Source organism: Ligilactobacillus murinus, assembly GCF_003288115.1.
Lineage (GTDB): Bacteria > Bacillota > Bacilli > Lactobacillales > Lactobacillaceae > Ligilactobacillus > Ligilactobacillus murinus.
Genome location: NZ_CP023565.1, coordinates 470,808 through 497,747 on the forward strand (window position 1 = coordinate 470,808; position 26,940 = coordinate 497,747).

Annotated in this window: 26 protein-coding genes; 20 read left to right on the plus strand and 6 right to left on the minus strand. The window is 36.9% G+C overall.

From position 1 onward, the window contains the following. Positions 1-117: 117 nt before the first annotated feature. A complete protein-coding gene (locus tag CPS94_RS02335) occupies positions 118-1,116 on the plus strand; it encodes an Abi family protein (RefSeq protein ID WP_004048082.1) in 999 nt (332 codons plus the stop codon). 150 nt (positions 1,117-1,266) lie between these two features. Here the strand turns inward: CPS94_RS02335 and CPS94_RS02340 are convergent, their stop codons facing one another. Next, complete coding sequence (locus CPS94_RS02340; RefSeq protein ID WP_004048084.1) at positions 1,267-2,076, minus strand: tyrosine-type recombinase/integrase; 810 nt, start codon at positions 2,074-2,076, stop codon at positions 1,267-1,269. 49 nt (positions 2,077-2,125) lie between these two features. Between CPS94_RS02340 and CPS94_RS02345 the strand changes: the two genes are divergently transcribed. Continuing rightward, on the plus strand, positions 2,126-2,701 hold the full coding sequence (locus CPS94_RS02345) for a restriction endonuclease subunit S (protein ID WP_112195389.1): 576 nt from the start codon (positions 2,126-2,128) through the stop codon (positions 2,699-2,701). Here the strand turns inward: CPS94_RS02345 and CPS94_RS02350 are convergent. Further along, positions 2,661-3,872: a restriction endonuclease subunit S gene (locus CPS94_RS02350; RefSeq protein WP_162626393.1), complete on the minus strand. Its 1,212-nt coding sequence runs from the start codon at positions 3,870-3,872 to the stop codon at positions 2,661-2,663. The two genes, CPS94_RS02345 and CPS94_RS02350, sit on opposite strands and share 41 nt — an antisense overlap. A gap of 153 nt (positions 3,873-4,025) precedes the next feature. Here CPS94_RS02350 and polA point away from each other — a divergent pair, with 153 nt between their 5' ends. The 7 genes from polA (at position 4,026) to thrS (ending at position 13,216) form a co-directional block, all read left to right on the plus strand. After that, complete coding sequence (gene polA / locus CPS94_RS02355) at positions 4,026-6,698, plus strand: DNA polymerase I (RefSeq protein ID WP_004048078.1); 2,673 nt, start codon at positions 4,026-4,028, stop codon at positions 6,696-6,698. 19 nt (positions 6,699-6,717) lie between these two features. After that, positions 6,718-7,548 (plus strand): DNA-formamidopyrimidine glycosylase, encoded by an 831-nt coding sequence (gene mutM / locus CPS94_RS02360; RefSeq protein ID WP_004048076.1) that lies wholly within the window; start codon positions 6,718-6,720, stop codon positions 7,546-7,548. Further along, on the plus strand, positions 7,545-8,150 hold the full coding sequence (gene coaE / locus CPS94_RS02365; protein WP_089135892.1) for a dephospho-CoA kinase: 606 nt from the start codon (positions 7,545-7,547) through the stop codon (positions 8,148-8,150). The genes mutM and coaE overlap by 4 nt, the downstream gene beginning before the upstream one ends. Before the next feature lie 17 nt (positions 8,151-8,167). Further along, the gene (gene nrdR, locus CPS94_RS02370) at positions 8,168-8,638 is read left to right on the plus strand and encodes a transcriptional regulator NrdR (RefSeq protein WP_004048072.1); all 471 of its coding nucleotides are present in this window, start codon (positions 8,168-8,170) and stop codon (positions 8,636-8,638) included. A gap of 17 nt (positions 8,639-8,655) precedes the next feature. Next, positions 8,656-10,023, plus strand: coding sequence for a replication initiation and membrane attachment family protein (locus tag CPS94_RS02375; protein WP_112195383.1), 1,368 nt, complete (start codon positions 8,656-8,658; stop codon positions 10,021-10,023). A 16-nt stretch (positions 10,024-10,039) separates the two neighbouring features. Then, positions 10,040-10,969 carry a primosomal protein DnaI gene (gene dnaI / locus CPS94_RS02380; RefSeq protein WP_076150261.1) on the plus strand — a complete coding sequence of 310 codons (930 nt, stop codon included), beginning with the start codon at positions 10,040-10,042 and terminating at the stop codon, positions 10,967-10,969. Positions 10,970-11,263: 294 nt separating this feature from the next. Next, positions 11,264-13,216 (plus strand): threonine--tRNA ligase, encoded by a 1,953-nt coding sequence (thrS, locus tag CPS94_RS02385; RefSeq protein ID WP_112195381.1) that lies wholly within the window; start codon positions 11,264-11,266, stop codon positions 13,214-13,216. A gap of 67 nt (positions 13,217-13,283) precedes the next feature. Here thrS and CPS94_RS11530 read toward each other — a convergent pair whose 3' ends face one another. Together CPS94_RS11530 and bamE are read right to left on the minus strand one after the other, a co-directional pair. Next, complete coding sequence (locus CPS94_RS11530; protein ID WP_238145373.1) at positions 13,284-13,529, minus strand: hypothetical protein; 246 nt, start codon at positions 13,527-13,529, stop codon at positions 13,284-13,286. Beyond that, positions 13,526-13,960 carry an outer membrane protein assembly factor BamE domain-containing protein gene (gene bamE, locus CPS94_RS11535; protein ID WP_238145374.1) on the minus strand — a complete coding sequence of 145 codons (435 nt, stop codon included), beginning with the start codon at positions 13,958-13,960 and terminating at the stop codon, positions 13,526-13,528. Before bamE ends, CPS94_RS11530 begins: the two co-directional genes overlap by 4 nt. 219 nt (positions 13,961-14,179) lie before the next feature. Here bamE and CPS94_RS11540 point away from each other — a divergent pair, with 219 nt between their 5' ends. From CPS94_RS11540 to CPS94_RS02435, 10 genes are all read left to right on the plus strand, one after another. Beyond that, positions 14,180-14,380: a hypothetical protein gene (locus tag CPS94_RS11540; RefSeq protein WP_238145375.1), complete on the plus strand. Its 201-nt coding sequence runs from the start codon at positions 14,180-14,182 to the stop codon at positions 14,378-14,380. 12 nt (positions 14,381-14,392) lie between these two features. After that, a complete protein-coding gene (locus tag CPS94_RS02395; protein ID WP_238145376.1) occupies positions 14,393-14,956 on the plus strand; it encodes a hypothetical protein in 564 nt (187 codons plus the stop codon). 316 nt (positions 14,957-15,272) lie between these two features. After that, on the plus strand, positions 15,273-15,530 hold the full coding sequence (locus CPS94_RS02400) for a hypothetical protein (RefSeq protein WP_112286354.1): 258 nt from the start codon (positions 15,273-15,275) through the stop codon (positions 15,528-15,530). Positions 15,531-15,780: 250 nt separating this feature from the next. Beyond that, a complete protein-coding gene (locus tag CPS94_RS02405) occupies positions 15,781-16,038 on the plus strand; it encodes a hypothetical protein (RefSeq protein WP_112195377.1) in 258 nt (85 codons plus the stop codon). 332 nt (positions 16,039-16,370) lie between these two features. Continuing rightward, on the plus strand, positions 16,371-16,637 hold the full coding sequence (locus CPS94_RS02410; protein ID WP_112195376.1) for a hypothetical protein: 267 nt from the start codon (positions 16,371-16,373) through the stop codon (positions 16,635-16,637). 248 nt (positions 16,638-16,885) lie between these two features. After that, positions 16,886-17,668 (plus strand): hypothetical protein, encoded by a 783-nt coding sequence (locus tag CPS94_RS02415; protein WP_162626394.1) that lies wholly within the window; start codon positions 16,886-16,888, stop codon positions 17,666-17,668. 124 nt (positions 17,669-17,792) lie between these two features. After that, positions 17,793-18,038: a hypothetical protein gene (locus CPS94_RS02420; protein ID WP_112195372.1), complete on the plus strand. Its 246-nt coding sequence runs from the start codon at positions 17,793-17,795 to the stop codon at positions 18,036-18,038. A 235-nt stretch (positions 18,039-18,273) separates the two neighbouring features. Beyond that, complete coding sequence (locus CPS94_RS02425; RefSeq protein ID WP_112286355.1) at positions 18,274-19,104, plus strand: hypothetical protein; 831 nt, start codon at positions 18,274-18,276, stop codon at positions 19,102-19,104. Between the two features lie 5 nt (positions 19,105-19,109). Then, positions 19,110-19,373, plus strand: a complete 264-nt coding sequence (locus CPS94_RS02430; RefSeq protein ID WP_112195368.1) for a hypothetical protein — start codon at positions 19,110-19,112, stop codon at positions 19,371-19,373. Positions 19,374-19,631: 258 nt separating this feature from the next. Next, positions 19,632-19,892 carry a hypothetical protein gene (locus CPS94_RS02435; RefSeq protein WP_112195366.1) on the plus strand — a complete coding sequence of 87 codons (261 nt, stop codon included), beginning with the start codon at positions 19,632-19,634 and terminating at the stop codon, positions 19,890-19,892. A 279-nt stretch (positions 19,893-20,171) separates the two neighbouring features. Here the strand turns inward: CPS94_RS02435 and CPS94_RS02440 are convergent, their stop codons facing one another. Both CPS94_RS02440 and CPS94_RS02445 read right to left on the minus strand, forming a co-directional pair. Then, positions 20,172-21,107, minus strand: coding sequence for an IS3 family transposase (locus CPS94_RS02440; RefSeq protein WP_112193146.1), 936 nt, complete (start codon positions 21,105-21,107; stop codon positions 20,172-20,174). After that, positions 21,032-21,559: a helix-turn-helix domain-containing protein gene (locus CPS94_RS02445; RefSeq protein WP_004047940.1), complete on the minus strand. Its 528-nt coding sequence runs from the start codon at positions 21,557-21,559 to the stop codon at positions 21,032-21,034. Before CPS94_RS02445 ends, CPS94_RS02440 begins: the two co-directional genes overlap by 76 nt. 164 nt (positions 21,560-21,723) lie before the next feature. Between CPS94_RS02445 and CPS94_RS02450 the strand changes: the two genes are divergently transcribed. Continuing rightward, the gene (locus CPS94_RS02450; RefSeq protein ID WP_112286356.1) at positions 21,724-26,442 is read left to right on the plus strand and encodes a type ISP restriction/modification enzyme; all 4,719 of its coding nucleotides are present in this window, start codon (positions 21,724-21,726) and stop codon (positions 26,440-26,442) included. Positions 26,443-26,940 lie beyond the last annotated feature (498 nt).

Consider the following 26,940-nt stretch of genomic DNA (forward strand, 5'->3'; position numbering starts at 1 on the left):
AATAATAATAATTATAAAAATTCCCGCTGTCTCGGTAAGAACAGTATTTTTGATGTTATAGCTAATATTAAGTGTGATAAAATAACATCAGTAAAAAAGCTGAGGGGAGAACAACATTTGGAAAAAGGAAAATCGATTGATGCTTTGATGAGACATATTCGAAATGATCACAATGTTTCAATAAATGGTGGAAAGAATAAAAAATCATTAATGAATATGGGATACTATCATGGATATAAGAGATACCGTTTTATAAAATCTACCAAAAATATACAGAATTTTGATGATTTTTCACAAATCACGGCTATCTATTCTTTTGACTTTGAGATAAAACGAATTTTTTATCCAATGATTATCCTAGTAGAAACTAGTATGAAGAATCGAACAATTGATGCTGTAGTTACCCGACAAAATTCAGATATAGAGTCTATTTATAAGACGAAACTAACTGATTATTTAGATTATGACAGAAATAGTAATGATAAGAAGGAGATTAGAAAGTTTAGAGATGGCATAAAAGGAAGACTTGATTTTAGATCAGTCATGGATCAGACGATTGGATATAATTATGGAAAAAATGATGCACTAAGCCATTTTGTTCATAACAGTAAACCAATACCTTTGTGGGTTTTCTTTGAATTAATAACCTTTGGACAATTCGGACACTTTATAAGTCGTTTAAGTAAGGAATGGAGACTTAAAGTATCGGAGGCTAATGGGTTACAAAGCGCATCGTTTAACCAGAATGGACGTATGTTGCAAAATATCGTTTTTACATTAACAGATTTGAGAAATGCAACAATGCATAATTCTGCTATTTTTGATGCAAATTTTAATCATGATGGCATCGCAAGGGGGCTTAAACAATTTTTAATGTTGGAGACTAACATTGAAGATATCACGTTTGATAAAATTATTGATTATCTGATTTTACTTATATTTGTCTTAAAAAAATATGGGTACTCCAAAACGGAGATCAAAGCATATGTTCGTCAATTCGAGAGTGCGAAAGAGAGACTTTTTAAAAGTATACCTCGTTCAACTTATGGATCATTACTCGGGATGGATTCTAATAAGAAAATTGAAGGTATTTATTCTTTTATATCTAGAACTTGAAAATCCTGAATAATAATGCTAAAATCAACATATCTAATTGGGGTGTATCACTTCGGTGTGCATCTAAGGGAATCAGATGCTTCTGATTCCCTTTTTTATTAAAAAATCCTCACTATATGCTGTAAGCCTACAGTGAGAACTCATAAAATGTTACCAAGTCACTATTTTATTAACAATATTCTGTTGTTCTGTTGATGTTCGTCTTAGGTAAATACGAGTAGTTTCAATACTTTCGTGCCCCATTAAATCTGCTAATAGGGAAATATCATTAAATTTCTCCAAAAATCGTTTAGCATACATATGACGAAACGAATGAGGGTAGACGATTTTTGTATCTAAGCCATATTTATTAGCATAATTTTTAAGCTGTTGAGCAATACCGCGTGGTGTGATCTGCTCGCCATATTTGTTTAGGAATAAATAGCCCGATGTTCTGTTTTCATTTTCTATCCAGATACTTGTTTCGTTCTTTAATCGCTTAGGAATATATAATCGCCGAATCTTGCCACCTTTTGAATAAATATCAAAATATCCAATATCAATATGTTCAGTCTTGATTTTGACTAGTTCACTCACTCGAGCACCTGTTGCACCTAAGAACCAAACAACGAAGTACCACTTCATATTCCCATCTTTTTTTAACTTCCGCTTTAAGAACAGATAATCGGCATAACTGATAACATCCTCTAAATAATTTTTTTGCTGAATTTTGATTGCTTTCAAACAAAGATCATCATTACCTGAAAATTTCAAAAACTTATTAAGCCCTTGAATACGTAAATTTACTGTTTTAGGCTTAAAGCGTTCTAACAAATATCCTTTATATTCCAGAACCCCTTCAAGCTCCAAATCGTAATTTTCAAGAAAATACTTTACAGCATATAAGTATGAATCAATGCTATTTGTTGACAGTCCCTGTTGTTTTAAGTGCAATTCGAAATCTTTTACTGAATTTTCCATATTTTTGCCCCTTTGATATAAATTTAAAAGCACTGTATATCTATATATAATGTACGCAAAAAACGCCGTTCTTTACAGAAACGGCGGTAATTTTTATAATCATTGTTATTCTTCAGACTCCTATTATGGGAACTTGCCGAAGTCTTGGCTACTGACCACCGTGGAGAAAAGTTGCATATTATTATCTGAAAGGGATTTATCATCGGATAAATATGACAATAACTCACAAAATTCTACACCATATATCACAGGAGCAAGTAATTTTCATAATGGACAAATTACCACTGATGGGTATACAAAATTTCCTCAGGTTATCGCACAAAAAAATGATTTACTAATCACTGTAAAAGGGACGATTGGTGAATTAGCCATTTTAAAACTTGAGAAAGCTCATATTGCAAGACAAATTATGGCAATACATCCATTAGCCATTGATACACAATACGTATTTCTAGTCTTAAAAAATTCTATTGAACAACTGAAGCAACAAGCTCAGAGCATGATTCCGGGAATTTCACGAAATGTTTTATTAAAATCGGAAATTCCTTTGCCACCGATAAGCGAACAAAGACAAATTTGTCAAACTATTTCATTAATTGACTCTCAACTTCAAAAACTGAGTTAATTAAATTAACTATGCGTATTTGTTCCTTTTCAGCAGGTAAAGCTATTGGCAAATTCCTCAATACTTCCCCACCAATTGCTTTAAATGTAGTACCTGTCGCTTGCTGTTCTAAAATTGATTTTTGTGTCAGCAAAAAATGGTACAAATATTCTAAACTGTATCCATACGGCTGAATTGCAGCGAGACCGCGTCCTATCACGATTGTTTTTCTAGTTAAATTTACATCTCCAACTGGGGCTCGAACTGACATAACGATTGAAGGGATTTCTATTTCTTTTGTTATCTGGCTGGTGTACTTGCCGGAGGGATTTAAGAATTTTTCTCCAAAGTCACTTTTCCCTTGATGAAATTCAACCGCATTCAAGCTAAATTCGCTTGTTACATTATTCCCTTTAGGAGATTGTCCCATAATTACATTAGCAACGGAGAATAACTTGGATTTTATCCATGTTTTTGGTAACTTCCCATAATAGGCGTTATCACCATCTTTTACGAGCTCTGTTTCAACTAAATCTTTCTTTTTGATCTTACCTTCTTCGTACAATCTCTGTTTTTCAGCTCTGATTTTTTCAAGTAACACAGACGCTGGTTCGTCGTTTGGATCTTGTGGCACTAGCTTTCCTTGCATAGCCACATCAAGCACTTTTTGTTTGAGCTGTGTTGCTAATTGCTTTAATTGTTCTTGTTCTTTTTCTATAGTGTTAACTTTTGAAATTAATTCATTATATGAATCAACAATTTTCGTCTGTTCGTTTACTGGCGGCAGAAAAATAATTTGACTGTATATTTTTTGGCCAGATATTACCGGTTGGGCAGTTTGGCTTGTTAATGAACCTAAATTCAAATGCTTAAGTGACAACTCTAAAAAATTTGAATTAACAACTGAAGAACTCGAAACTATAAGTGAATTATCGGTAACCCATGAAAATTCTTTAGTTCGCATAATTGATCCCGCATAAAAACCAACACGTCCAATAAGTAATGTGCCTTTTTCAATAAATCCCTCAGAATAAGAACCCATTATTCCGTGAGCACCGTATACCGGCACGTTGCCGTCTTCCGTAAGTTGTGTTCTTTTTAAACTTTTACCAGAAGAGACTCTAAGAATCTGAGATAATTTGATTGGTAACCAATTATCTGGGAAATCAAGGGTGGTGAGGAGTGGATTCACAGTCCCATCCGCAAACTTCTCATAATGTAAACTATAAGCTCTAGTCTCGAAATAAAGATATAGCTCATGCCGACCAAAGATCAAGTTTGGGATAGTTCAATTTTACGCAAAATTTGTTAAAATAAAAGAAACTAGATAAGAGGACGGGTCGATATGGCAGAAGATAAAAAAATGTTATTAGTGGATGGCAATAGCGTGGCCTTTAGAGCCTTTTTTGCCCTCCACAATCAATTAGAACGCTTTGTTAACCATGATGGTCTGCATACCAATGCGATCTATGGTTTTAAGCTGATGTTAGATAAGATCTTGGGTGATGTTTCCCCAAGCAATGTTTTAGTCGCTTTTGATGCGGGGAAAGTGACTTTTAGAACGAAAGCCTATGCCGATTACAAGGGAGGACGTTCAAAAACCCCGACTGAACTGTCAGAACAATTTCCCCATATTAAAGAACTACTCGATGCTTATGGGATCAAACACTATGAATTACCAGAATATGAAGCTGATGATATTATCGGAACGATGGCAGCCAAAGCAGAAAAAGCAGGGTATCAAGTCACGATCGTAACGGGTGATCGTGATCTGACGCAGTTGACGACTGATAAGACGACCGTTGCCGTAACGATCAAAGGGGTAACAGAGATCGAAGAATATACACCAGCTCATGTGGTCGAAAAATATGGCTTACAACCAGCACAGATCGTTGATATGAAGGGCTTGACGGGTGACAGCTCAGATAACTATCCAGGGGTAACTAAAGTCGGTGAAAAGACTGCGATCAAACTTTTAAAACAATACGACACGATCGAAGGGATCTATGAAAACATTGAAGCGATGAAAAAGTCCAAGTTAAAAGAAAACTTGACCAATGATAGAGAGCTCGCATTTCAATGTAAAGATCTTGCGACGATCAGAAAAGATGCTCCAGTAGCCCTCACTTTAACTGAGACAACTTGGCCAGGAGCTAAAAAAGAAGATCTGCTCAAATTCTTTGAAGAGATGGATTTTAAGAGTTTCATCGCTCAATTACAAACTAGTTCAGCCGATGATGTCAGTGCAGGACCTACTTTGAGCAAATTAGAGGTCGAGGCTTTAGATGAAGCTAAGGTCGAAAAGTTAGTTTATGATAAAGCTTCAGATATCAGCTTTTATCTTGAACTAAGTGATGATAATTACCATACGGCTGACTTTTGGGGCTTTGGGCTTAAGATCGATGACCGCTATTATGCAACTAGAGATGTTGAGCTCTTAAAATTACCCAAACTAAAGCAATTACTGGAAGATCCAGCGATCCAAGTTGATGTATTTGATGGTAAACAGACCTATGTAGCCTTAAAGCGTATAGGTATTGAACTAAAAAATATCAATTTTGATTTACTTTTAGTCTCATATCTGCTAAATACCAGCGATAACAGCAATGATCTGGGAAATTTAGCCAAGCGTCATGACTACTTCGATGTTTTGACCGATGAAGAAGTCTATGGAAAAGGGTCTAAGCGCAAAGTTCCAGTTGATGATGCGATATATTTTGAGCACTTAGCGCATAAACTCAAAGCTATCTCAGAGCTAGAAGATAAGTTGATGAAAGAACTAGCTGAAAATGAGCAAGAAGATCTTTATTTTGAGATCGAACGTCCACTTTCTTTAGTCTTAGCGCAAATGGAGATCACTGGGATCAAAGTCGATCGTGAACGTTTAGATATCATGCAAAGTGAGTTTAAGGAACGTTTGAGTGAGTTAGAACAACAAATATATAACGAAGCTGGTGAGAAATTCAATATCAATTCACCTAAGCAACTTGGGGTGATCTTGTTTGAAAAATTAAAATTGCCAGTTGTTAAAAAGACTAAAACAGGCTACTCAACGGCTGTAGATGTCTTAGAAAAATTACGTGGGATGTCACCGATCATCGATAATATTTTAGCTTACCGTCAATTAGCTAAATTACAATCGACCTATGTTGAAGGCTTATTAAAAGTTATCGCAGCTGATGGTAAGGTCCACACACGTTATACACAAACTTTAACGGCAACTGGGCGTCTATCATCAGTTGATCCTAACTTGCAAAATATCCCTGTTCGTTTAGAAGAAGGACGTAAGATCCGGCAAGCATTTGTACCAAGTCATCCGGATTGGGAGATCTTTGCTTCTGATTATTCGCAGATCGAGTTACGGGTCTTAGCCCATATTTCAAAAGATCCGCACATGCAACAAGCTTTTAAAGATGATTTTGATATTCACGCTAATACTGCGATGCGTATCTTTGGATTAGATGATCCAAGCCAAGTTACAGCTAACATGCGTCGCCAAGCTAAAGCGGTCAACTTTGGGATCGTTTATGGGATCAGTGATTTTGGTTTGGCACAAAGTATCGGGAGTACCCGTAAGCAGGCAAAAGAGTTTATGGAGACGTATCTGGCCTCATTTCCTGGAGTACATGAATACATGCAAGATATCATTGAAAGTGCGCGCCAAAAAGGCTACGTTGAAACACTTTTCCATCGTCGGCGGTACCTTCCAGATATCAAGAGCAAAAATTACAACTTGCGCTCATTTGCAGAACGGACTGCGATGAATACTCCGATCCAAGGCAGTGCAGCTGATATCATCAAAGTTGCAATGATCAATATGCAACAAGCTTTAAAAGATGCAGGCTTAGAAGCCAAGATGTTGTTACAAGTACACGATGAGTTGATCTTTGAAGCACCTAAAGCAGAGATCTCTAAACTAAAAGAGTTAGTACCAAAGATCATGGATTCGGCCGTTGAACTTTCGGTCCCATTAAAGGTCGAAAGTGCTAGTGGTAAGACGTGGTTTGAGACTAAATAGTATAAGATGAGGTGAAAAAATGCCAGAGTTACCAGAAGTAGAGACAGTCCGGCGCGGCTTGCAAAAATTAGTTCTAGGTCAAAAGATCGCGCGCGTCGAAGTTTTATATCCTAAGATGATCGTTGGTGATGCTGACGATTTTAGAGCTAAATTAAAAGACCAAACACTTGAAAATATCCAACGGCGGGGTAAATATTTGCTCTTTAGGTTTTCAAATGGTCTTACCGTTGTATCCCATTTGCGCATGGAAGGTAAGTTTTATGTCAAAGAAGCGACTGATCCAGTCGACAAGCATACACATGTCATCTTTTATCTAACTGATGGTCGGCAGTTGCGCTATAACGATGTTCGTAAATTTGGGCGGATGCAATTAGTTCAAACGGGCAGTGAAGAAGATCTACTAGGTTTAGCCAAATTAGGACCTGAGCCAGTAGCTGAAACTTTTAAAGTTGCTGATTTTTATCAAAAACTACAAAAAAAGAAGAAAAATATCAAGACCGCCTTACTTGACCAGACTTTGGTCACGGGGTTAGGTAATATCTATGTTGATGAGGTGTTGTGGCAAAGTAAGATCCATCCGCAGACTATATGTCAAAAATTGACCTTAGAGCAAGCAACGACATTGCATGATAACATCATTACTGAATTAGCTAAGGCGATCGAAGCTGGTGGAACAACGATCAGAAGTTACACGGATGCTTTCCAAAAAACGGGCGCCTTTCAATTTGAACTAGATGTCTACGGTCAAACCGGTGAGCCGTGCAAACGTTGTGGTACAAAGATCCAAAAGATCGTGGTAGGACAACGAGGCACGCATTTTTGTCCGCAGTGTCAGCAGGTGGTAAAATGACATATATTTTAGGCTTGACTGGTGGGATCGGAATGGGCAAAACGACGATCAGTAATTTTTTGCAAACATTAGATTTTAAGATCCTTGATGCTGATGTGATCGCCCGAAAAGTCGTTGAACCAACGACGCCTGGTCTGGCTGAATTGCAAAAAACATTTGGACCTCAGATCATCCAAGCTGATCAGACTTTAGATCGGGCTAAGCTTGGTAAGCTCGTCTTTAGTGATCCTAAGAAATTAGCCCAATTAGACCAGATCATGCAGCCCTTGATCAAAGCTGAATATGAAAAACAGTTGGCCTTGGCTGAGCAACAGGGGCATAAAGTAGTTGTGATCGATGCCGCCTTATTATTCGAAAATGGTTATGCAGATCATTGTGATGCAGTTATCAATGTTGAAGTTCCTAAAGCAGTGCAACTAAAGCGGATCATGAAACGCGATCATTTGAGTGAAAAGGCGGCACTTGAGCGGATCGCTAGTCAAATGTCTGCTGAAAAAAGGCGGAATTTGGCTACAATTACAGTAGATAGTTCGGGAACAGTTGAAGAAACGCAAGCGCAAGTGATAAAATGGCTAAAGATAAATAATTTAATCGAGGATTAGGCAGTGAGGTAAAGATCATGAAGTGTCCAAATTGTCATCAAAATGGATCACGTGTAGTGGATAGCCGTCCCGCCGACAATGGACATGCTATTCGGCGCCGGCGGGAATGTGAAAATTGTGGTTTCCGTTTTACTACATTTGAAAGAGTAGAAGCAGCGCCACTATTAGTTATTAAGAAAAATGGTGCCAGAGAAGAATTTAATCGTGAAAAAGTCTTGCGTGGTGTTATGCGAGCAGCTGAAAAACGGCCTGTTGCAATGGATGAGATCCAAAATATCGTCGATCAAGTTGAAACAAAGATCCGTGCAGTCGGAGGTAATGAAGTTTCCAGTCAATTGATCGGTGAATATGTGATGGAGATCTTAGCTAATGTCGATGATATCGCCTATATCAGATTTGCTAGCGTCTATCGTGAGTTTAAAGATATGGCATCTTTTGCAAAGGAATTGCAAGACTTGATGGCACGTGATAACGAAAAAAATAAGTAGTTGGGGGATGTTAGGCGATGAGTGAAGGTTTAAGGCAGATGTCGCCTAAGGATGGTTACGTTGTCAATACTAAAGCCCATATCGGCTCGACAGAGTTCAAAGTCATTTTAAAGCTCTACCAGCCGTTGATGGGGGTCAATGCTTACGGTATTTATTCATTATTAGCGGCTAAAGTAGCTCAAACACCAGACTTGTTAGCGCGCCGGATGCATAAAGAGCTATTGGATATTTTGAGTTTAGGTTTACGTGACTTTTACGAAGCCCGGATCAGATTAGAAGCACTTGGACTATTGAAGACATTCGTTCAAAAAGATGAACTTGGTCAAGTGTTTATCTATGAGTTACAAGCCCCTTTGAGTGCCGAAGATTTCTTTAAAGATGACCTCTTGAGTATGCTTTTAGCCGATTCATTAGGGCAGATCCAATATGATGAGTTGAAACAAGAATTTGTCAAACCAGCTTTCACATATGCTAATGCTAAAGAGGTCACCAAGTCGCTTCTAGATGTCTTTACTGTGAAAAAGGATACATTACTCAAAAATTCACAGGTAAAAGTAACAGCTAAACCGGCTAAAAATCTCGTTGATTCAGTCGAAATCGATCTAGATATAGAATATTTAAAAGAGCTTTTAGCCCAATCTTTTGTGCCGGCAACTGAGATCAGCCGTTCACTTGAGACCTTAAAGTCGATCGCTTTATTATATGGTCTAAATGAACTAGAACTAGTCAAATTGCTCGAACAGGCACTAAATGTCAAGGACGATAAAGTCGATCTTGAACTTGTCAAGAAATTAGCCACTCAGCAATTTGATCGGCAATTCAAAGAGCTAACACCGAAAGAAGCTAAAGCGACCGCACCGATCGATCCAGCGGTGAGTGCGGAATTGACGCAAACTGATTTAGCGCTGATCGCTGTTTCAAAACAATATCTGCCGCTTGAATTCATCGAAGAACTCAAACGGCAAAAGAATAGTTTTGTGACGAATTTAGAGCGATATACGGTCAAAACTCTAGTTGAAAAACAAGTTTTACCCAATGCGGTGATCAATGTCTTGTTGCACTATTATTTGATCGCTCAAAATAACACGATGTTAGAAGATAAAGTGGCTAATCGTTTTACTAAAGCTGCCGCTAAGTTAGCCGAAAAGAAGATCAAGACCCCAGAAGAAGCAATGGTCTACATGCGTGAGGCTAACCAGAAAGCTCGTGAAAAGAAACAACCAAAAAAATATTATGGGCGAAAACAGCAGATCGTACAAAAAGAAACCTTGCCGGACTGGGCAAAAGATGAAAAAGAACCTAAAGCTAAACCAACTAAAGCGGATAAACAGGTACTAAATGCTCAGATAGACGAATTATTGGCACAGCTAGAACAAAGTGAATAGGAAGGCGGTGGCTAAAATGGAAGATCTAGGCAAGAATTTGACTGAGCAGATGCAAAGAAATAATTGGAACGAGCGCTATCAAAAGCTGATCACCGAGATCTTGCAGGATACCGAGGTGCGGACTTTTTTGGCTGAAAACAGTCAAACTTTGACACAGGCAGATGTGATGAAAAGTGCGAGTAAATTGTATGAGTTTGTGACTTTAAAAAAGCAGATAGCTCAAGGTAAACAGACTTTTGCACCAGGCTATCTACCGACACTTGCGATCAGCAATCACCGGATCGAAGTCGTGTACGTTCCTACAGCTGAGCTCAAAGCTAGGCGCGAGCAAAAAGCTTTGGAAGCGCGTGTTAAGACGATCAATCTACCGCGTAGTGTTCGTAAAGCGCAGTTAAAAGATTATGAGCGCAGTGATGAACGCATGGAAGCTTTAAAAGCAGCTTTGGATTTTGTCAATAGTTACTCTAAAAAACCAAAAGAATTTCACAAGGGTCTGTATTTAGAAGGCAGTTTTGGTGTGGGTAAGACCTATCTTTTAGCAGCGATCGCTAACGATCTAGCTAAAAGGGGCTATCAAACGACTTTGGTGCATTTTCCATCGTTTGCTGTTGAGATCAAAAGTTCGATCAGTAAAAATCAAACGACAGAGTATATCGATAGTTTAAAAAAAGCACAGGTCTTGATGATCGATGATATCGGGGCTGATTCTTTGAGTAGCTGGCTAAGAGATGATGTTTTAGGGGTCATCTTACAATATCGGATGCAAGAAGAGTTACCGACCTTTTTTAGCTCGAATCTCTCGTTGACACAGTTAGAACAGCAGTATTTGACGGTCAACAATCGGGGGGAAGCCGAGCCTTTGAAGGCCAAGCGCATTATGGAACGGATCAAATTTTTGGCCGATGAATATCATGTTGTAGGAAAAAATCGCCGAAATCCGGAATAATGACTTGAAATTAAAGAGGTTTCGTGCTTAAATAGGAATTACATTAAGTAAAAGACAAACGGCAAATCAATTCAGGGAAAGAGACCTTTGACTGCAAGTCTCTTAAAGAGGAGCTTACCACTTTTATCACGATAGCCTACTGCAAAGGTAGGACGGCTCGTTTCCGTTATCGACGATCAAGAGAGGGTCAACTGACCTTGAAATTGGGTGGAACCGCGTTAAAGACGCCCCTAGTGTTCAATGGAGCACTAGGGGCTCTTTTATGTCTTGGCAAAAAATAAGGAGGATCATATAATGTCAGAGATCAATGTTAAGTTTCCAGATGGTGCTGTAAAACAATTTGTAGCTGGAACAACAACACAAGATATCGCAAAATCTATCAGCATCAGCTTAGCTAAGAAGTCTGTTGCAGGTGAATTTAACGGTAAATTAGTGGATTACAACGAACCTTTAAACGAAGATGGTGAGATCAAGATCATCACGAAAGATTCTGATGAAGGAATGAACGTGTTATGGCAAACAGCAGCTAATGTTTTAGCTAGTGCTTTGCATAGCCTTTATCCAGAAATGAAGTTTGGTCAAGGTGAGGCCTTAGACCATGGTTTCTTCTTTGATACAGATAATGCAGCTGGTCAAGTGGCTGAAGCTGATTTTGAAAAGATCGAACAAAAGATGCAAGCGATCATCAAGCAAAACTTACCGATCGAACGTGTTGAATATACAGAAGAAGAAGCTTTGCAATTAGTTGATGGTGATCAATACCAAACTGAATTAGTCAAAGAGATCGCTGCTGATAACGCTGGTAAAGTCGTAGCTCATAAATTGGGTGATTTCAATGACTTCTCATTTGGACCACAATTGGCTTCAACTGGTGCGATCAAAGTGTTCCAATTACTTTCAGTGGCTGGGGCTTACTGGAAAGGTGCTTCAAGCAACCCAATGTTACAACGTATCTATGGGACAGCTTTTTACAAGCAAAAAGACCTTGATGCTGAATTACAACGTCGAAAAGAAGCACGTGAACGTGACCACCGTGTGATCGGTAACAATTTAGATCTTTTCTTTGTTGATCCTAAAGTCGGTGCCGGTCTACCATACTGGATGCCAAATGGGGCTACGATCCGTCGTACGATCGAACGTTATATCATCGATAAAGAAGTTGCTCGTGGCTACGAACATGTTTACACACCAATTCTAGCTAATGTTGATCTTTACAAACAGTCTGGTCACTGGGATCACTACCGCGAAGATATGTTCCCACCAATGGACATGGGTGATGGCGAATTACTTGAATTGCGTCCGATGAACTGCCCATCTCATATTCAAGTTTACAACCACCATATTCGTTCATACCGTGATCTTCCATTACGGATCGCTGAACTAGGGATGATGCACCGGTATGAAAAATCAGGTGCTTTGACAGGTCTTTCGCGGGTACGTGAAATGACATTAAATGATGGTCATACTTTCGTAGCTCCAGATCAGATCGAAGAAGAATTCAAGCGGACACTTCAATTGATGGTCGATGTTTACCATGACTTTGACATCAAGGACTACCGTTTCCGTTTGAGCTACCGTGATCCTGAAAACACACATAAGTACTACGATGATGATGAAATGTGGGAAAAATCTCAACGGATGTTAAAAGCAGCTATGGATGATCTTGGCTTGGATTACTTTGAAGCTGAAGGTGAAGCTGCTTTCTACGGTCCTAAATTAGACGTTCAAACTAAGACTGCTCTTGGTGGAGAAGAAACACTTTCCACGATCCAATTGGACTTCTTGTTACCTGAACGTTTCGATCTCAAATATACTGGGGCTGATGGTGAAGAACACCGTCCAGTTATGATCCACCGTGGTATCGTATCAACGATGGAACGTTTCACAGCTTACTTGACAGAAATGTACAAGGGTGCTTTCCCAACATGGTTAGCTCCAAAGCAAGTTGAGATCATTCCAGTCAAGAATGAGCTTCACATGGATTATGCACGTCAATTGAGCTCAAAATTGGGAGCACATCAGATCCGTGTAAGTATCGATGATCGTAACGAAAAGATGGGTTACAAGATCCGTCAAGCTCAAGTGATGAAGACGCCATATACTTTAGTTGTTGGTGACCAAGAAGTGGCTGACGGTACAGTGACTGTTCGTAAATACGGCAGTGAAAAGACTGAAACAATGACCCAAGATGAATTTAGAAACCTTATCTTACACGACATTGAAACTTACAGCCGTAAAGAAGATTAATATAATCAACTTAGCAATATAGAAAAAGCGAGTGATCAGATCTAGGGTCGCTCGCTTTTTCTATATTTTATTGGTGTTGGTCGTGCCATTTGTATAGAGTCAGTTGTTCATCTTGAGAGCTCCCGATCTTGTGACCATTTTCGTAAAATTCTAGTTCGATATCTTTTTGATCATAGCGATGCAAAAATGACTTTCCTAGTTCAGCAACTTTTTTAGCGATCACGTCTTTTTCATGGTTTGGTGTAGCATTAAAACCATTTACAGCGGTCACTTTCAATTCATCATCACCGTCAAACGTCACTTTTTTGATCATCGTGCTCCAGGCAAATTCTGTCTGTCCGGCTCTAGCGTATTGTGCAGCTTGTTTGAAATAATCCTTAAAAGCAGTATTGATATTTTGGCGTTTTGTTTTAGTCGTAGCTTTTTTATGACGCTATTTTTGGCACTGATCACAGACTTATCGCTGACATTTTCTAAAGTATCTTTTTTGAAGACTAAGGATACACTAGAGGTGTCTTTTACTGGATACGTCCAGATATTATCTTCATATTTATCATGTACTGGTTTACCTAAAATATCGATCACTTGGCGCTTATTCATCCCCAATTTGATCTGCTTGAAATTTTTTGTATTATTGGTCGTAGCAGCCTGTATCGTTTGGAGTTTTGGTTGGGATGTAAATGATCCGACAAGTCCGATACTTAAGCAAGTAAGACTAAGTACGAGTCCATTTTTAAATTTCATGTCGTTCACCTCTAATGTCTATCTTATTCTTCTTACTTCAAAGTATCAAAGATTTTTACCTATATTTTGTCATATTAGCCAAAACAAATAAGTGTTCAGGTTAATTAAGTGAACTTGCCCCAATATTTTGTCGATTTAGCCATTTTTATGCAGAGACAAAAAAGAAGTGGTAGCATTTATTTAAGTGTTGGTGGAAAACATTGAAATGGGGATCGTAATATGCAAAAGGTAGTTAGTTATTTTAGATTATTATTTCAAACGTATAAGATGTTTTTCAAAGCAACTTTATTGGTTGCGTTAACTGTGGTTATTTTGACACCATTAGAAGCTTTGGCGCCTGTGTTGGCAGTACGAGCTGGTCAACAATTAGTAGATCTATTGAACGAACAGCGACCGTATATGTACTTCTTTGTATTATGAGCATTTGCAACTTTGATCAGCCAAGTTTTACCAGTTGTTGGGACTAATTTTCAAGGAATGTTGACGGATAAATTGACCGGCTTTATCAAATTATCGATGATGCGCAAGTCGCAACAGTTACACTCATTGGAATTATTTGACGATAGTGATTTTTTTGATGATCTAGAAGTTCTAAATGAAGGTGCTAGCTGGCGCCCAGTCAACTTGATCGTCTTTGGAGTTTCGATCTTACGTGAAAGTATAATATTGTGGGGGATGTTACTTTTATTAGGCAAATATAATATCTGGTTAGCTTTGTTGCTCGTAGCTGTTTTGATCCCCCAAATATTAGTTGCTTATCGGATCCAACAAGAGGCGTTTGAAACGATGGTGACTCGGAGTGAACAAGCACGTAAATTAAATTATTTGAGCTCTTTGCTCTTGGAAAGAACTGATGCCAAAGAAGTTCGATTATTTGAGATGTTTTCAGCTGTGATCGCACGTTATCAAAAATTATTTACGCTTGCGCAAAAAAATGTTGATCAGTTCCGCCGAAAACAGATGCTATTAGCATTGATCTTTTTAACAAAGATCTAGTCCGTATCGAAAAAGAATGGGTAGATCAACGAACAAAAGGTGAGAAACCAACTAGATTACTTGATATATTTCCCAAAATAAAATATGATCCTAGTGAAGTTGTAAAAAAGGATGATTTTGTTGATCCTTATATCGGCAAATACTATGATAATGCAGCTGAAGTATTTACTATGGGTATTCAAGGGATTTTTGAGACATCTGAACTATATGTGAATAAATGGGATAAAGAAAATAATAAATATCTTAAGAAAAGTATAGTTGATGATCCAGAGTACTTAAATCTAATCATTGGCTTAATTTTGAAGGGATGAGTGCTATGAAAAAAGTGTACACAGATTATGAAGTATGGAAAATGCTGGAATATTTTTCTGACGTTCTAATACCTAAATACGAGAAGCAATTCAATCATTCTTTAGAAGGAGTTCATTTTTGGGATCCTCTCTATATTGAACAGTATCCAGAAGAAGTGGAAGCTGCAATCACTAGGGTAGAAACAGCAATTAAAGAAAATAAAATTTTACTTGATGAAGATGGAGAACCACTAGGGCCTCATATGAAAGGGCTAATTTATTGATGTTTAGCATTCAGCGCAAGTTGAGTGCTTTTTATTTTGTCTTTTTGCGATCGCAGACGTTAAAGAACGGTCGTTAAAAAATAAAACTGTATATGGATGACTAGGTGCGCGTGCTTGGAAGCTTTGCTTGTGGGTGGGCGCTTTTATTATGCCTAGCTCGTGTGTATGTAGTTATTTTGGCGATTGCTGCGGGGTATGATATGATTGACGCAGGTTCGACTAAAAATATCATGAATCGAGGTATGCTTGAATGGTTAAAAAATACAAAATATTCGTAGGTGACGTTGAATTTTCGTATACAAGCAAAGAATTAACTGATTGGCGCAATCATACTTTAGATGAAAGAAGCGAATTGATTGATTTTGTTGCACGAATGGCAGATGAATATGGAGAAGATGCCTGTTTCCATTTTGACGACCCAGAGGAACTATACTGGCCAAAGCTTACTCCCGAAGAGCGGGAAAATGTCAGAAAGGCTATCGAGCCCCACATTATCAAAGTCAAGTAGTTATGTTAGCATTCAGCGCAAACGGTGAATGCTATCAAAAAAAGAACAGTATGGGATATTAATTATGAAAATTACAAAGATGGTTATCTCACCATCTATTCTACAGGAATAATGAAGTTGTAAAAAAAGATGATTTTATTAGTCCATATATTGGTAAATATTATAGTAATGCAACTGAAGTGCTTACCATGGGATTGGAAAGTATATTTGAACCAAATGGGGGAGCACCATACAAGAGAAAAATAAATGGAGAGTACGTTTATAAAAAGATAACTGATGATTTAGAGTATTTAAATTTGATTCTCGGCTTGATTTTGAAAGGGTGAAAAGTTATGGAAATAAGGGATGTGAGTGCGGTGTTGAAAAGAATGTCATACTTCACGGATATCCTAGTGCCAGAGTATGAAAAGAAATTCAACACTTCTTTAGAAAATATTTATTTTTGGGATCCATTCAATATTGAAGAATATCCTGAGGAAGTAGAAACTGCGATTTCTAAGCTGGAAAAAGCAATCGCAGATAATCGAGATTTTCTTGAAGAAGATAATGAAGAAATAGGTGAAAAATTACGAGTTCCTGAAAGCAATGTGATTTATTGATTGATTTTAGCATTCAGCGCTGTAAGTTGGATGCTTTTTATTTTGTCTTTTTGCGATCGCAGACGTTAAAGAACGATCGTTAAAAAATAAAACTGTATAAAAGTGGGATCGAGTGGTACGATATAAGCTTTGAGAGTAGTGCATGTCGTATTTGTCGGCGAGCTGCTTCTGGTGGGCCGTATCGTCTTGATCGAGCTGTTGTAGGATATAACATGTATCCGTTTCACCCTAATTGCTTATGTTCGATCATGCCGGCTGAAGAACGAAACTCTAGTGTTAAGACTGATAACATCTTGAAAAAGTTGTTGTTCGGTGGTAAGGATAAAGAAGATAGTGATAATAATGAATTAAGGTTGAGTAAGAAATATATAGACGATTTGATGAAAGGTATTGATTTAAAAACGGCAACACCTGATGATATAATCAAGTTGGGTAAAGCATTTAACTATCGCTATAATATGTCTGATAATATCGGGAACAAGGAAAAATTGAAAGAGATGTTTGCCAATCACCGTGAAATGGGTGGTGTCGTACCTAATAACAGGTGGGCTAAAGGATCTAACAAAGCTATCCGAAAACAGTTAGAAGAAGCATTTTCATATTATCCTAAAGATTGGGCTGATACGTTAAATGGTTCTGGCAGGCAAATGCTTGCTAGAAAACATCCAAAAAGAGGTTTCTTCAGTGAAGGTGCAGCGAAAGCAAGTGGAAGAGAATATGATGTCAAATACGATAACTATTTAGATGGATATTTGACGATAGTTTCTACTGGTGTAAGAAAAACGACACCGTATCATGAAATTGGCCATATGGTTGAGTTTTTTAATAAAAATCTAGTACGTATCGAAAAAGAATGGGTAGATCAACGAACAAAAGATGAGAAACCAACAAGATTGCTTGATATATTTCCCAATCTTCCTTATGGACCATATGAAGTTGTGAAAAAAGATAATTTTATAGATCCATATATTGGTAAATATTACGATGACGCAGCTGAAGTATTTATTATGGGTATTCAAAGGACTCTTTGAGTCATCTGAACCATATCGAAAGAAATGGGACATAAAAAATCATAAATATACAGAAAAAAGCATAGTTGATGATTCAGAATATTTGAATCTGATTATCGGTTTGATTTTGAAAGGGTGATTATTTTTGAGTGGATCTAGTGAAAAAAAAGATGTATTGTGTAAACAAGTAACTCTTATTATAAAAAAATACAGAGAGAAGTTTGGTGAAGGCAGTTTAGATCGTTGTATCGAATTCATGCTAGATCCAATATTACCTGTAAACTCTGATGAAACTTTGGAAAATTGTATTTTAGAACTTCAACATGCAATCAAAGTTGAAAAAAAACTTGAACAAGTTCCCAAAGATATCTTTGATAAAATTAGATTTTAGCATTCAGCGCAAGTTGAGTGCTTTTTATTTTGTCTTTTTGCGATCGCAGACGTTAAAGAACGATCGTTAAAAAATAAAACTGTATAAAAGTGGGATCGAATGGTACGATATAAGCTTTGAGAGTAGTGCATGTCGTATTTGTCGGCGGGCTGCTTCTGGTGGGCCGTATCGTCATGATCGAGCTGTTATCGGGCATAACATGTACCCGTTTCATCCTAATTGCTTGTGTTCGATCATGCCGGTTGAAGAACGAAACTCTAGTGTTAAGACTGATAACATCTTGAAAAAGTTGTTGTTCGGTGGTAAGGATAAAGAAGATAGTGATAATAATGAATTAATGTTGAGTAAGCAATATATAGATGATTTGATGAAAGATATTAATTTAAAAACAGCAACACCTGATGATATAATCAAGTTGGGTAAGGCATTTAACTATCGCTATGACGTAGCTGGAAATATCGGCAACAAGGAAAAACTGAAAGAAATGTTTGCTAATCATCGTGAAATGGGCGGTGTTGTACCTAATAACAGATGGGCTAAAGGCTCTAATAGGGATATCCGACAGCAATTAGAAGAAGCTTTTTCGTATTACCCTAAAGAGTGGTCTGATATGTTGATTGGTTCTGGTAGGCAAATGCTTGCTAGAAAACATCCAAAAAGAGGCTTCTTTAGTGAAGGTGCAGCAAAAGTAAATGGGAGAGAATATGATACAAAATACGATAATTATCGAGATGGGTATCTGACTATTACAGCCACTGGTGTGAGAAAAACAACACCGTATCATGAAATTGGGCACATGGTAGAGTTTTTTAACAAGAATCTAGTACGTATCGAAAAAGAATGGGTAGATCAACGAACAAAAGGTGAGAAACCAACTAGATTACTTGATATTGGTAAATATTATGATAATGCTGCAGAAGTCTTTACTATGGGATTAGAAAGTATATTTGAACCAGGTATGGGACAAGTTCAAAAACGTAACAAGAATGGAGATAAAGTTTATAAAAAGATAACTGATGATCCAGAGTATTTAAACTTGATTCTCGGCCTGCTTTTGAAGGGATGAAGGTTATGAAAAAAGAAGATATAGATAGGGTATGGGAAAGAATGTCATATTTTACCAATGTTCTAAAACCAAAATATGAGAAGCGATTCAATCATTCTTTGGAAGGTGTGTGCTTTTGGGATCCTCTTCACATTGAACAGTATCCTGAAGAGGTGGAAGCGGCAATTACTGAGTTAGAGACAGCAATCAAAGAAAATAAAGACATCTTTGAAGAAGAGGAAGAGATAGATGAAAAATTGAGAGTTCCTAAAAATATGATAATTTATTGAATTAATTTAGCATTCAGCGTAAGTTGGATGCTTTTTATTTTGTCTTTTTGCGATCGCAGACGTTAAAGAACGGTCGTTAAAAAATAAAACTGTATATGGATGACCAGATGCGTGTGCTTGGAAGCTTTGCTTGTGAGTGGGCGCTTTTATCATGCCTAGATCATGTGTATGTAGTTATGATATTTTGGCGATTATTGCGGGGTATGATATGATTGATGCAGATTCGACTAAAAATATAATGAATCGAGGTATGCTTGAATGGTTAAAAAATACAAAATATTCGCCGGTGACGTAGAATTTTCTTACACTGGAAAGGAACTAACTAATTGGCATAATCTTACAGGTGAAGAACAAAATGAATTAAGTGAGTTTGTTTCACGAATGGAAGATAATCCAAATCGAGAAGATGCTTGTTTTTATTTTGACGACCCAGAAGAACTATACTGGCCCAAGCTTACTCCCGAAGAGCGGGAAAATGTCAGAAAGGCTATCGAGCCACATATTATCAAAGTTAAGTAGTTATGTTAGCATTCAGCGCAAACGGTGAATGCTATCAAAAAAGGAACAGTATGGGATATTAATCATGAAAATTACAAAGATGGTTATCTCACCATCTATTCTACAGGAATAAAGAGATAATATAACTTGGTGGGGAAAAGCCTATATTTCGGACTTTTGATGAAGGACGTCCTACTTAAAATAAGGTAAAATAACATGGTTGTTTGCCAAATGTTTGCCAAAAAGACTCAATATGAAGAAATTCAATTTGAAGTGAACCCATAAAGTTGGACACTCTATTTAGACTATATTTCTTAAGGCAAGATGTCGGTATTCTACCGGTGTCTTGCCTTTTAGTTTGACCTTTATCCGTTCGTTATTGTAATAGCTGATCCAGCTGATCATTGCTTTGACCAACTCTTCTTGTGTTGTATATTCTTTATTGTGATATAGCTCTACTTTCATTGTGTGGAAAAAACTTTCCATGGGTGCATTATCTAAGCACGTTGCCCTACGAGACATGCTTTGAAAGATCCTATTTTCTTTTAGCTTCTTTCGCCATTGGACACTCTGATATTGGACACCTTGATCGCTATGGAGAGTCATACGATAGTTTAATTTAGGTCTAAGTTTTATCAATGCATCCAACGGTTTTACCACGAAGTCTGTTGTTGGATGCTTACTGATACTATAGCTTACTATTTCATCTGTACATAGATCTTTGATAGGTGAAAGATAGACACGTTCTTCTTGTGTCTTATTTCCATACCTAAATTCACTTACGTCGGTCACCATTTTTTGAAATGGTAAATGTGTATCAAAACGTCGATGTAATAAGTTCTTAGCTTTCTTACCTTGTGGTCCAAGGGCAGAATTATATTTTCGCCTTTGTTTATTATACATATGCGCTGATAGATCATTTTCTCGCATGATGCGACTAACACGCTTATGATTTACTTTTATGCCTTGAGATCGTAATTTCAGTGTTACTGTACGATAACCAAAACACGGGTGCTTTGATTTGACCTCCTTTATAAGCTTTAATAGCTCCTCATCTTTATTTTTTCGCCTGTTTATTCGTTGGGCTTGATAGTAAAATGTACTACGTTTAAGACTAGTGTAAGGTAGTATTTCATCCAATGTATATTTAAATTTTTGCCTTAGTTCTTGGATGATTTGATATTTTTCTTGCGATGTCCGCGCTTCTGAACCAAGGCATCGAGTTTTTTTAAGTATTCATTTTCAACCCGTAAAGCACGATTCTCAGCTCGTAAACGTTCTAATTCAGATAATTCTGATTTTTCTGCTTGTTTATTATTGTTGGTCGTCATGTGTTTAGCCCGTCCTCTTCTAGTAAATAAGGCATCAACACCTTTAGTATCCAATTTACGTTGCCAAGTCGCGATCGTCCCAGGATTACTTATATCAAACTGAAGTGCCGTTTCCGGATAGGAAGCCTTATGCCTTTTTCTCCAGTTTAAAACGTTGAGCTTAAAATTTCCATCGTAATCGTATTTAGGGTAGCGAACTTTTAACCCATCAATACCATATTTTTGATATCGTTTGACCCACATAAGGATATTTGAGTGATTCTTCACTTTATAAACTTTAGCTACTGTGTTACTTCCATATCCTCTTAGATACATATTTACAGCCCGCAACTTATCCTCAAAAGAAAATTTAGTCATAGTAAAACCCCCTAAGTTAGATTCCTTTGTCCAACTTAGGGGGTTCACTTCAATTGGACCTTTTTAGTATATATAGGTATGGGATATAATGAAATATGTATGCTAACCTTCCAAAATTAAGGAAGATACTGATAAATGGAGTAAATAATTGTTAGGAGTAAGATATGAGTACATTTAATGAGTTGGTTAATCAAATTGATAACTACATAACGAATCAAAGGGATAGAGGTACGGCCTTTGAAAAGCTTGCAGTTGCGTATTTAAAAAATGAGCCTGCATTTAAGAATAAATATAGTGATGTTTGGATGTTAAATGAAGTCCCTGCGGAGTATAACATTTCTAAGCAAGACACCGGCGTTGATATTGTTGCTAAAGACCGTATCACGGGAAAGCTTACAGCGGTTCAAGCTAAGTATTACAAAGGCAAGGTAGGTAAAGATACCATTAATTCCTTTATTGCTGAAAGTGGAAAAGATTACTATGCTGATGGGATGATAATTTCATCAACTGATGATTGGAATAAAAATGCTAAGAAGGCAACTGAAGAGTTGTCAAAGGATATTTCAATCATTGGGTTATCACAACTTCAAAATGCAAACTTTGATTGGCAATTATTTGACTTTGACTCTCAAGACAAAAACCTAGGTCGTAAGCCTAAAGAGTTACGTGATTATCAAAAAGAAGCAATTCAGAAATCTTTAGCATACTTTAAGGAAAACACTCGTGGAAAGCTTGTTATGGCTCCCGGTACTGGTAAGACTTTTACAAGTTTAAAAATCGCAGAAGCCTTAATGAATGAAACAGGAAATAATAACTTTAACGTTTTGTACCTAGTGCCAAGTATTCAATTACTTTCACAAACGTTATTTAATTGGAACTCCGACAAGTCAGATGATATTTCCATGGTATCTTTCTCTGTAGTTTCTGATAAAAAAGCAACCAAGAAGAAAACTGGTGAAGATGATTTAAGTGCTAAAGACGTTGGTTTTCCTGCCACAACTAATGTAGATGAGTTAATGGCAAATTATGCTAATGTTCAAAAACAATCAGAAAAAAACATGACGGTGGTATTTTCAACTTACCAATCTATTGACGTTATATCTAAGGCACAAAAGCAGGGTTATCCTGAATTTGATTTAATCGTTGCTGATGAAGCACACCGGACTACTGGAGCAAGTCAAATGGGAGACGCTAGTGTATTTACAAAAGTTCATGATAATAGCATTGTGAAAGGTAAATTACGCCTTTATCAAACAGCTACACCAAAGGTCTATGGTCCAGAAGCTAAAAAAAAAGCTGATGATAACAGTATGGTTATTTCATCCATGGACGATGAAGCAAAGTATGGCACAGAGATATTCCGTTTAGGTTTTGGGGATGCTGTTTCACGAGGTTATCTGACAGATTATAAAGTGTCAGTTCTTGCAGTTAGTGAAAATTACATTAATAAGAATATGCAGTCGGTAATGGCTTCTAATACTAGCGAACTTAATACAAATGACATTGGTAAGATTATTGGTGTATGGAATGCCATGGTTAAAAGAAATGGTATTACTGGAGAAATTACCGGCGCACCAATGAAGCGGGCGATTGCCTTTACTGATACGATTGCACACTCGAAACAAATTGCCGAAGAGTTTAACTATGTAATTAATGATTATCTTGGAGCGCAGGCGGAAGATAGTTTCTCTGTTGATGTTCACCACGTTGACGGTGGGCTAAATGCCCTTCAAAAGAAAACACAACTTGATTGGCTTGCTAGTGATATGGAAGATAATGAAGCGCGTGTATTATCCAATGTGCGTTTCTTAACAGAAGGTATTGATGTACCTAACTTGGACGCAGTTATTTTCTTAGCGCCTAAGAAATCACAGGTTGACATTGTCCAAGCGGTAGGGCGAATTATGCGTAAATTTGAGGGTAAGGAATATGGCTACATTATTTTACCTGTTGTGATTGATACTAACTCAGACCCCGCAAGTGTTCTTGATAATAATGATAAGTACAAAGAAGTTTGGCAAGTTTTGAATGCTTTACGGTCAACTGATGAACGTTTTGAAGCTGAAATTAACAAACTTGAACTCAACAAAAATAAGAGTGGCAGAATTAATGTCATTGGTACTAATTCCTCTCCTGAGGAAGCTGTTACCGAAGATAATGGTAAGGCAATCGAAAATGGCGAAGGTAAACAACCAGTACAGCTTGAATTGAATTTAGATGAAATGTCTGGTTTAGAACAAGCGTTTTACGGACGAATTGTTAAAAAGGTTGGGGACCGTCGTTATCTTGAAGATTGGTCCAAGGATGTTGCTGAAATTGCTAAGCGACACATTACTAAAATTAATGATTTGATTGATAGTCAAGCCGGATCCAAGCAAGCCTTTGATGCCTTCTTAACCAGTCTAAAGCACAATATCAATTCATCAGTTGATAAGAAGCAGGCGATTGAAATGTTGGCTCAACACCTGATTACGCAACCTATCTTTGAAGCGTTATTTGAGGGGTACAGTTTTGTTAAGGACAATCCAGTATCTCATGCTATGAATGATGTCGTTAACGAATTTTCTAAGTACGGTTTTGATAAAGAACAAAAAGAATTAGCACCATTCTATGAATCTGTTAAATTACGTGCCTCAGGGATTGATAATGCCGAAGCCAAACAAAAGATTATCATTACACTTTATGATAAATTCTTTAGAACTGGGTTCAAGGACACTACTGAACAGTTGGGAATTGTGTTTACTCCGGTTGAAGTAGTTGACTTTATTGTTAAGTCCGTTGACTATGCTTTAAATAAATACTTTGGCAAGCGTCTTGCAAGTAAGAATGTACATGTTTTAGACCCATTTACTGGGACGGGTACATTTATGACAAGAACTCTTCAATACTTGAAAGAGCAAATGGATAGGGGAGAAATTACATTTGAAGATATTCTCCATAAATACAACCACGAATTACATGCTAATGAGATTGTATTGTTGAGTTACTACATTGCGTCAATTAATATTGAAGCAGTTTTTGATGAAGTAAACGGTCCTGAACGTGGGTACCAACCGTTTGAAGGAATTGTTTTGACAGATACATTTGAAAGTACCGAACGTGAAAATTCATTTGCAGATGAGTTACTTGGTGAAAATAATGAGAGGTTGAAGAAGCAACAGGAGAAACCGATAACAGCTATAATAGGTAATCCACCATATTCAGCCGGGCAAAACAGTGCTAATGACATGAATGCAAATAAACACTATTTAAAGTTAGAAAAACGTCTCAAGGAAACATATGTAGACAGAACTAACGCAGTTAATAAGAATTCGTTGTATGATAGTTATATAAAGGCTTTTCGATGGGCTTCTGATAGGATTAGTCAAAAAGGTATTATTGGATTTGTTACAAATGGTGGATATATTGACTCAAGTAGTGCAGATGGGTTGCGAGAAATATTTTACAAAGAATTTAACCACCTTTATATTTTTAATTTGCGGGGGAATCAACGTACTTCAGGTGAGCAATCACGTAAGGAAGGCGGTAAGATTTTCGGGTCAGGAAGCCGTGCCCCAATTGCAATCAGTATCTTAGTTAAAGACGGTTCAGATAGTCATGAAATTCATTATCATGATATTGGAGATTATTTAAGTCAAAAGGATAAGTTGAAGATAATTAGCGAATTTGGTTCAGTTGAAGGAATTAATTGGGCTAAAGTTACCCCTGACGATAATAATGACTGGATTAATCAACGAGATCCTAATTATTCTAAATATAGTTCTTTATACTCAAAAACTGGTAACTCAATCTTCATAGATAAAACCACTGGAATTACAACAGGTAGAGATGCTTGGATTGTAGGCTTTTCAAAGGATAGTGTAGAGCAGAATACTAAACGTATGGTAAAAAATTATAACTCAGAGCTAAAACGGCTAGATCTTTTAAAAAGTAATGAAAATGTGAAAAATATTGTAAATAACGATCCAAGTTTCATAAAATGGGATGATAATTTATTAAAAAAAGCACACAAAAAGCAAGTTATAACGCTAAATTCAGGTGATATTGTGGAATATCTATACAGACCATTTACGAAAAAGTGGATTTGGTATGATAAACAAATGATTCAACGTACTAGAAACTTTGATAAGATTTTTGCTGGGCCAAATGAGGTACTATATACTACAGGTATGGGAAGTAATTACTTTTCGACTATTTATACAACGATGATGATTGATAAAGGTGCAATGTCATCGGGACAAGCTTTCTATGTTAATAAACATTCGGACAGCAGTCTATTTCAAATAAATAACATAAACAATGCTGTTATAGAAAAATTAGGGCTAAATAGTGATGAAGTTATTCCCTATCTATATGCAGTTTTAAATTCTAGTGAATATAAAGAAAAGTATCTAAATAATCTTACAAAGGAAGTTGCTAGGATACCACGGTTAAAGAATAAATGTAAGTATGTAAAAGTTGGTAAAGAATTAATGGACTTACATCTTAACTATGAAGAAGTTCCTGTATTTAAGGGTGTTTCCATTGAAAGCAAGAGTAATCCAAGTTATGAAGTCAAGAAGATGAAGTTTGCTAAGATTAGAAATTCTGAAACTGGCAAGCTAGAAAATGACCGTTCTACAGTTATCTTTAATACAGATATTACGATTAGGAATATTCCGGAAAAAGCGTACGAGTATGTAGTTAATGGACGGTCAGCCATTGAATGGATTATGGACCAATACCAAATCAAAACAGATAAGAAGTCAGGTATCACAGATAATCCAAATGACTTTAGCGAGGACCCTAAGTATATTTTCAATCTTCTGTTAAGGATTATTAATGTTTCTGTTCAAACTGTTGATTTAGTCAATAGTCTACCTAAGCTAGAAATAATAGAATGAAGTAGTAAAGAATCTGGAAAAACGTTTCAAAAGTAATAAACCGCAAGAAATTATGTTAGAAAGCATTAATTTCTTGCGGTTTTATTGTGATTATTTTATAAATTATGTCTAGCTATGATTAAAGAAAGTAATGTCTAGGGATAAATTCCTTAGATTTTCTGAATTGTCTAAGTGGCTTCCTAGTTTGAGGTCTTTAAATGAGTTTATGACGTCTAAAGATTGGCTTGGAAATTTGCGAATAAATGCGATAGTACCATACAATAGGCTTGATTCTCAATAAAATAATAGTTTTAAATTGTCGGTTGTTGACTAGGCGTTAGCCCAAGTTAAGGGTTCTATCAAGAAAAATTATTTAAAGAAACGAGGAACTAATAGATTTGATTCAGTTCCGTGGAAAGATATAGTAATTGATTATACTAAGCGTGTATCTAATAGTAGTACAGGTGTGCAAGCCTTAATTAAGCCAGAACCTATTGATAAAGATGACTGGTTTGTGTA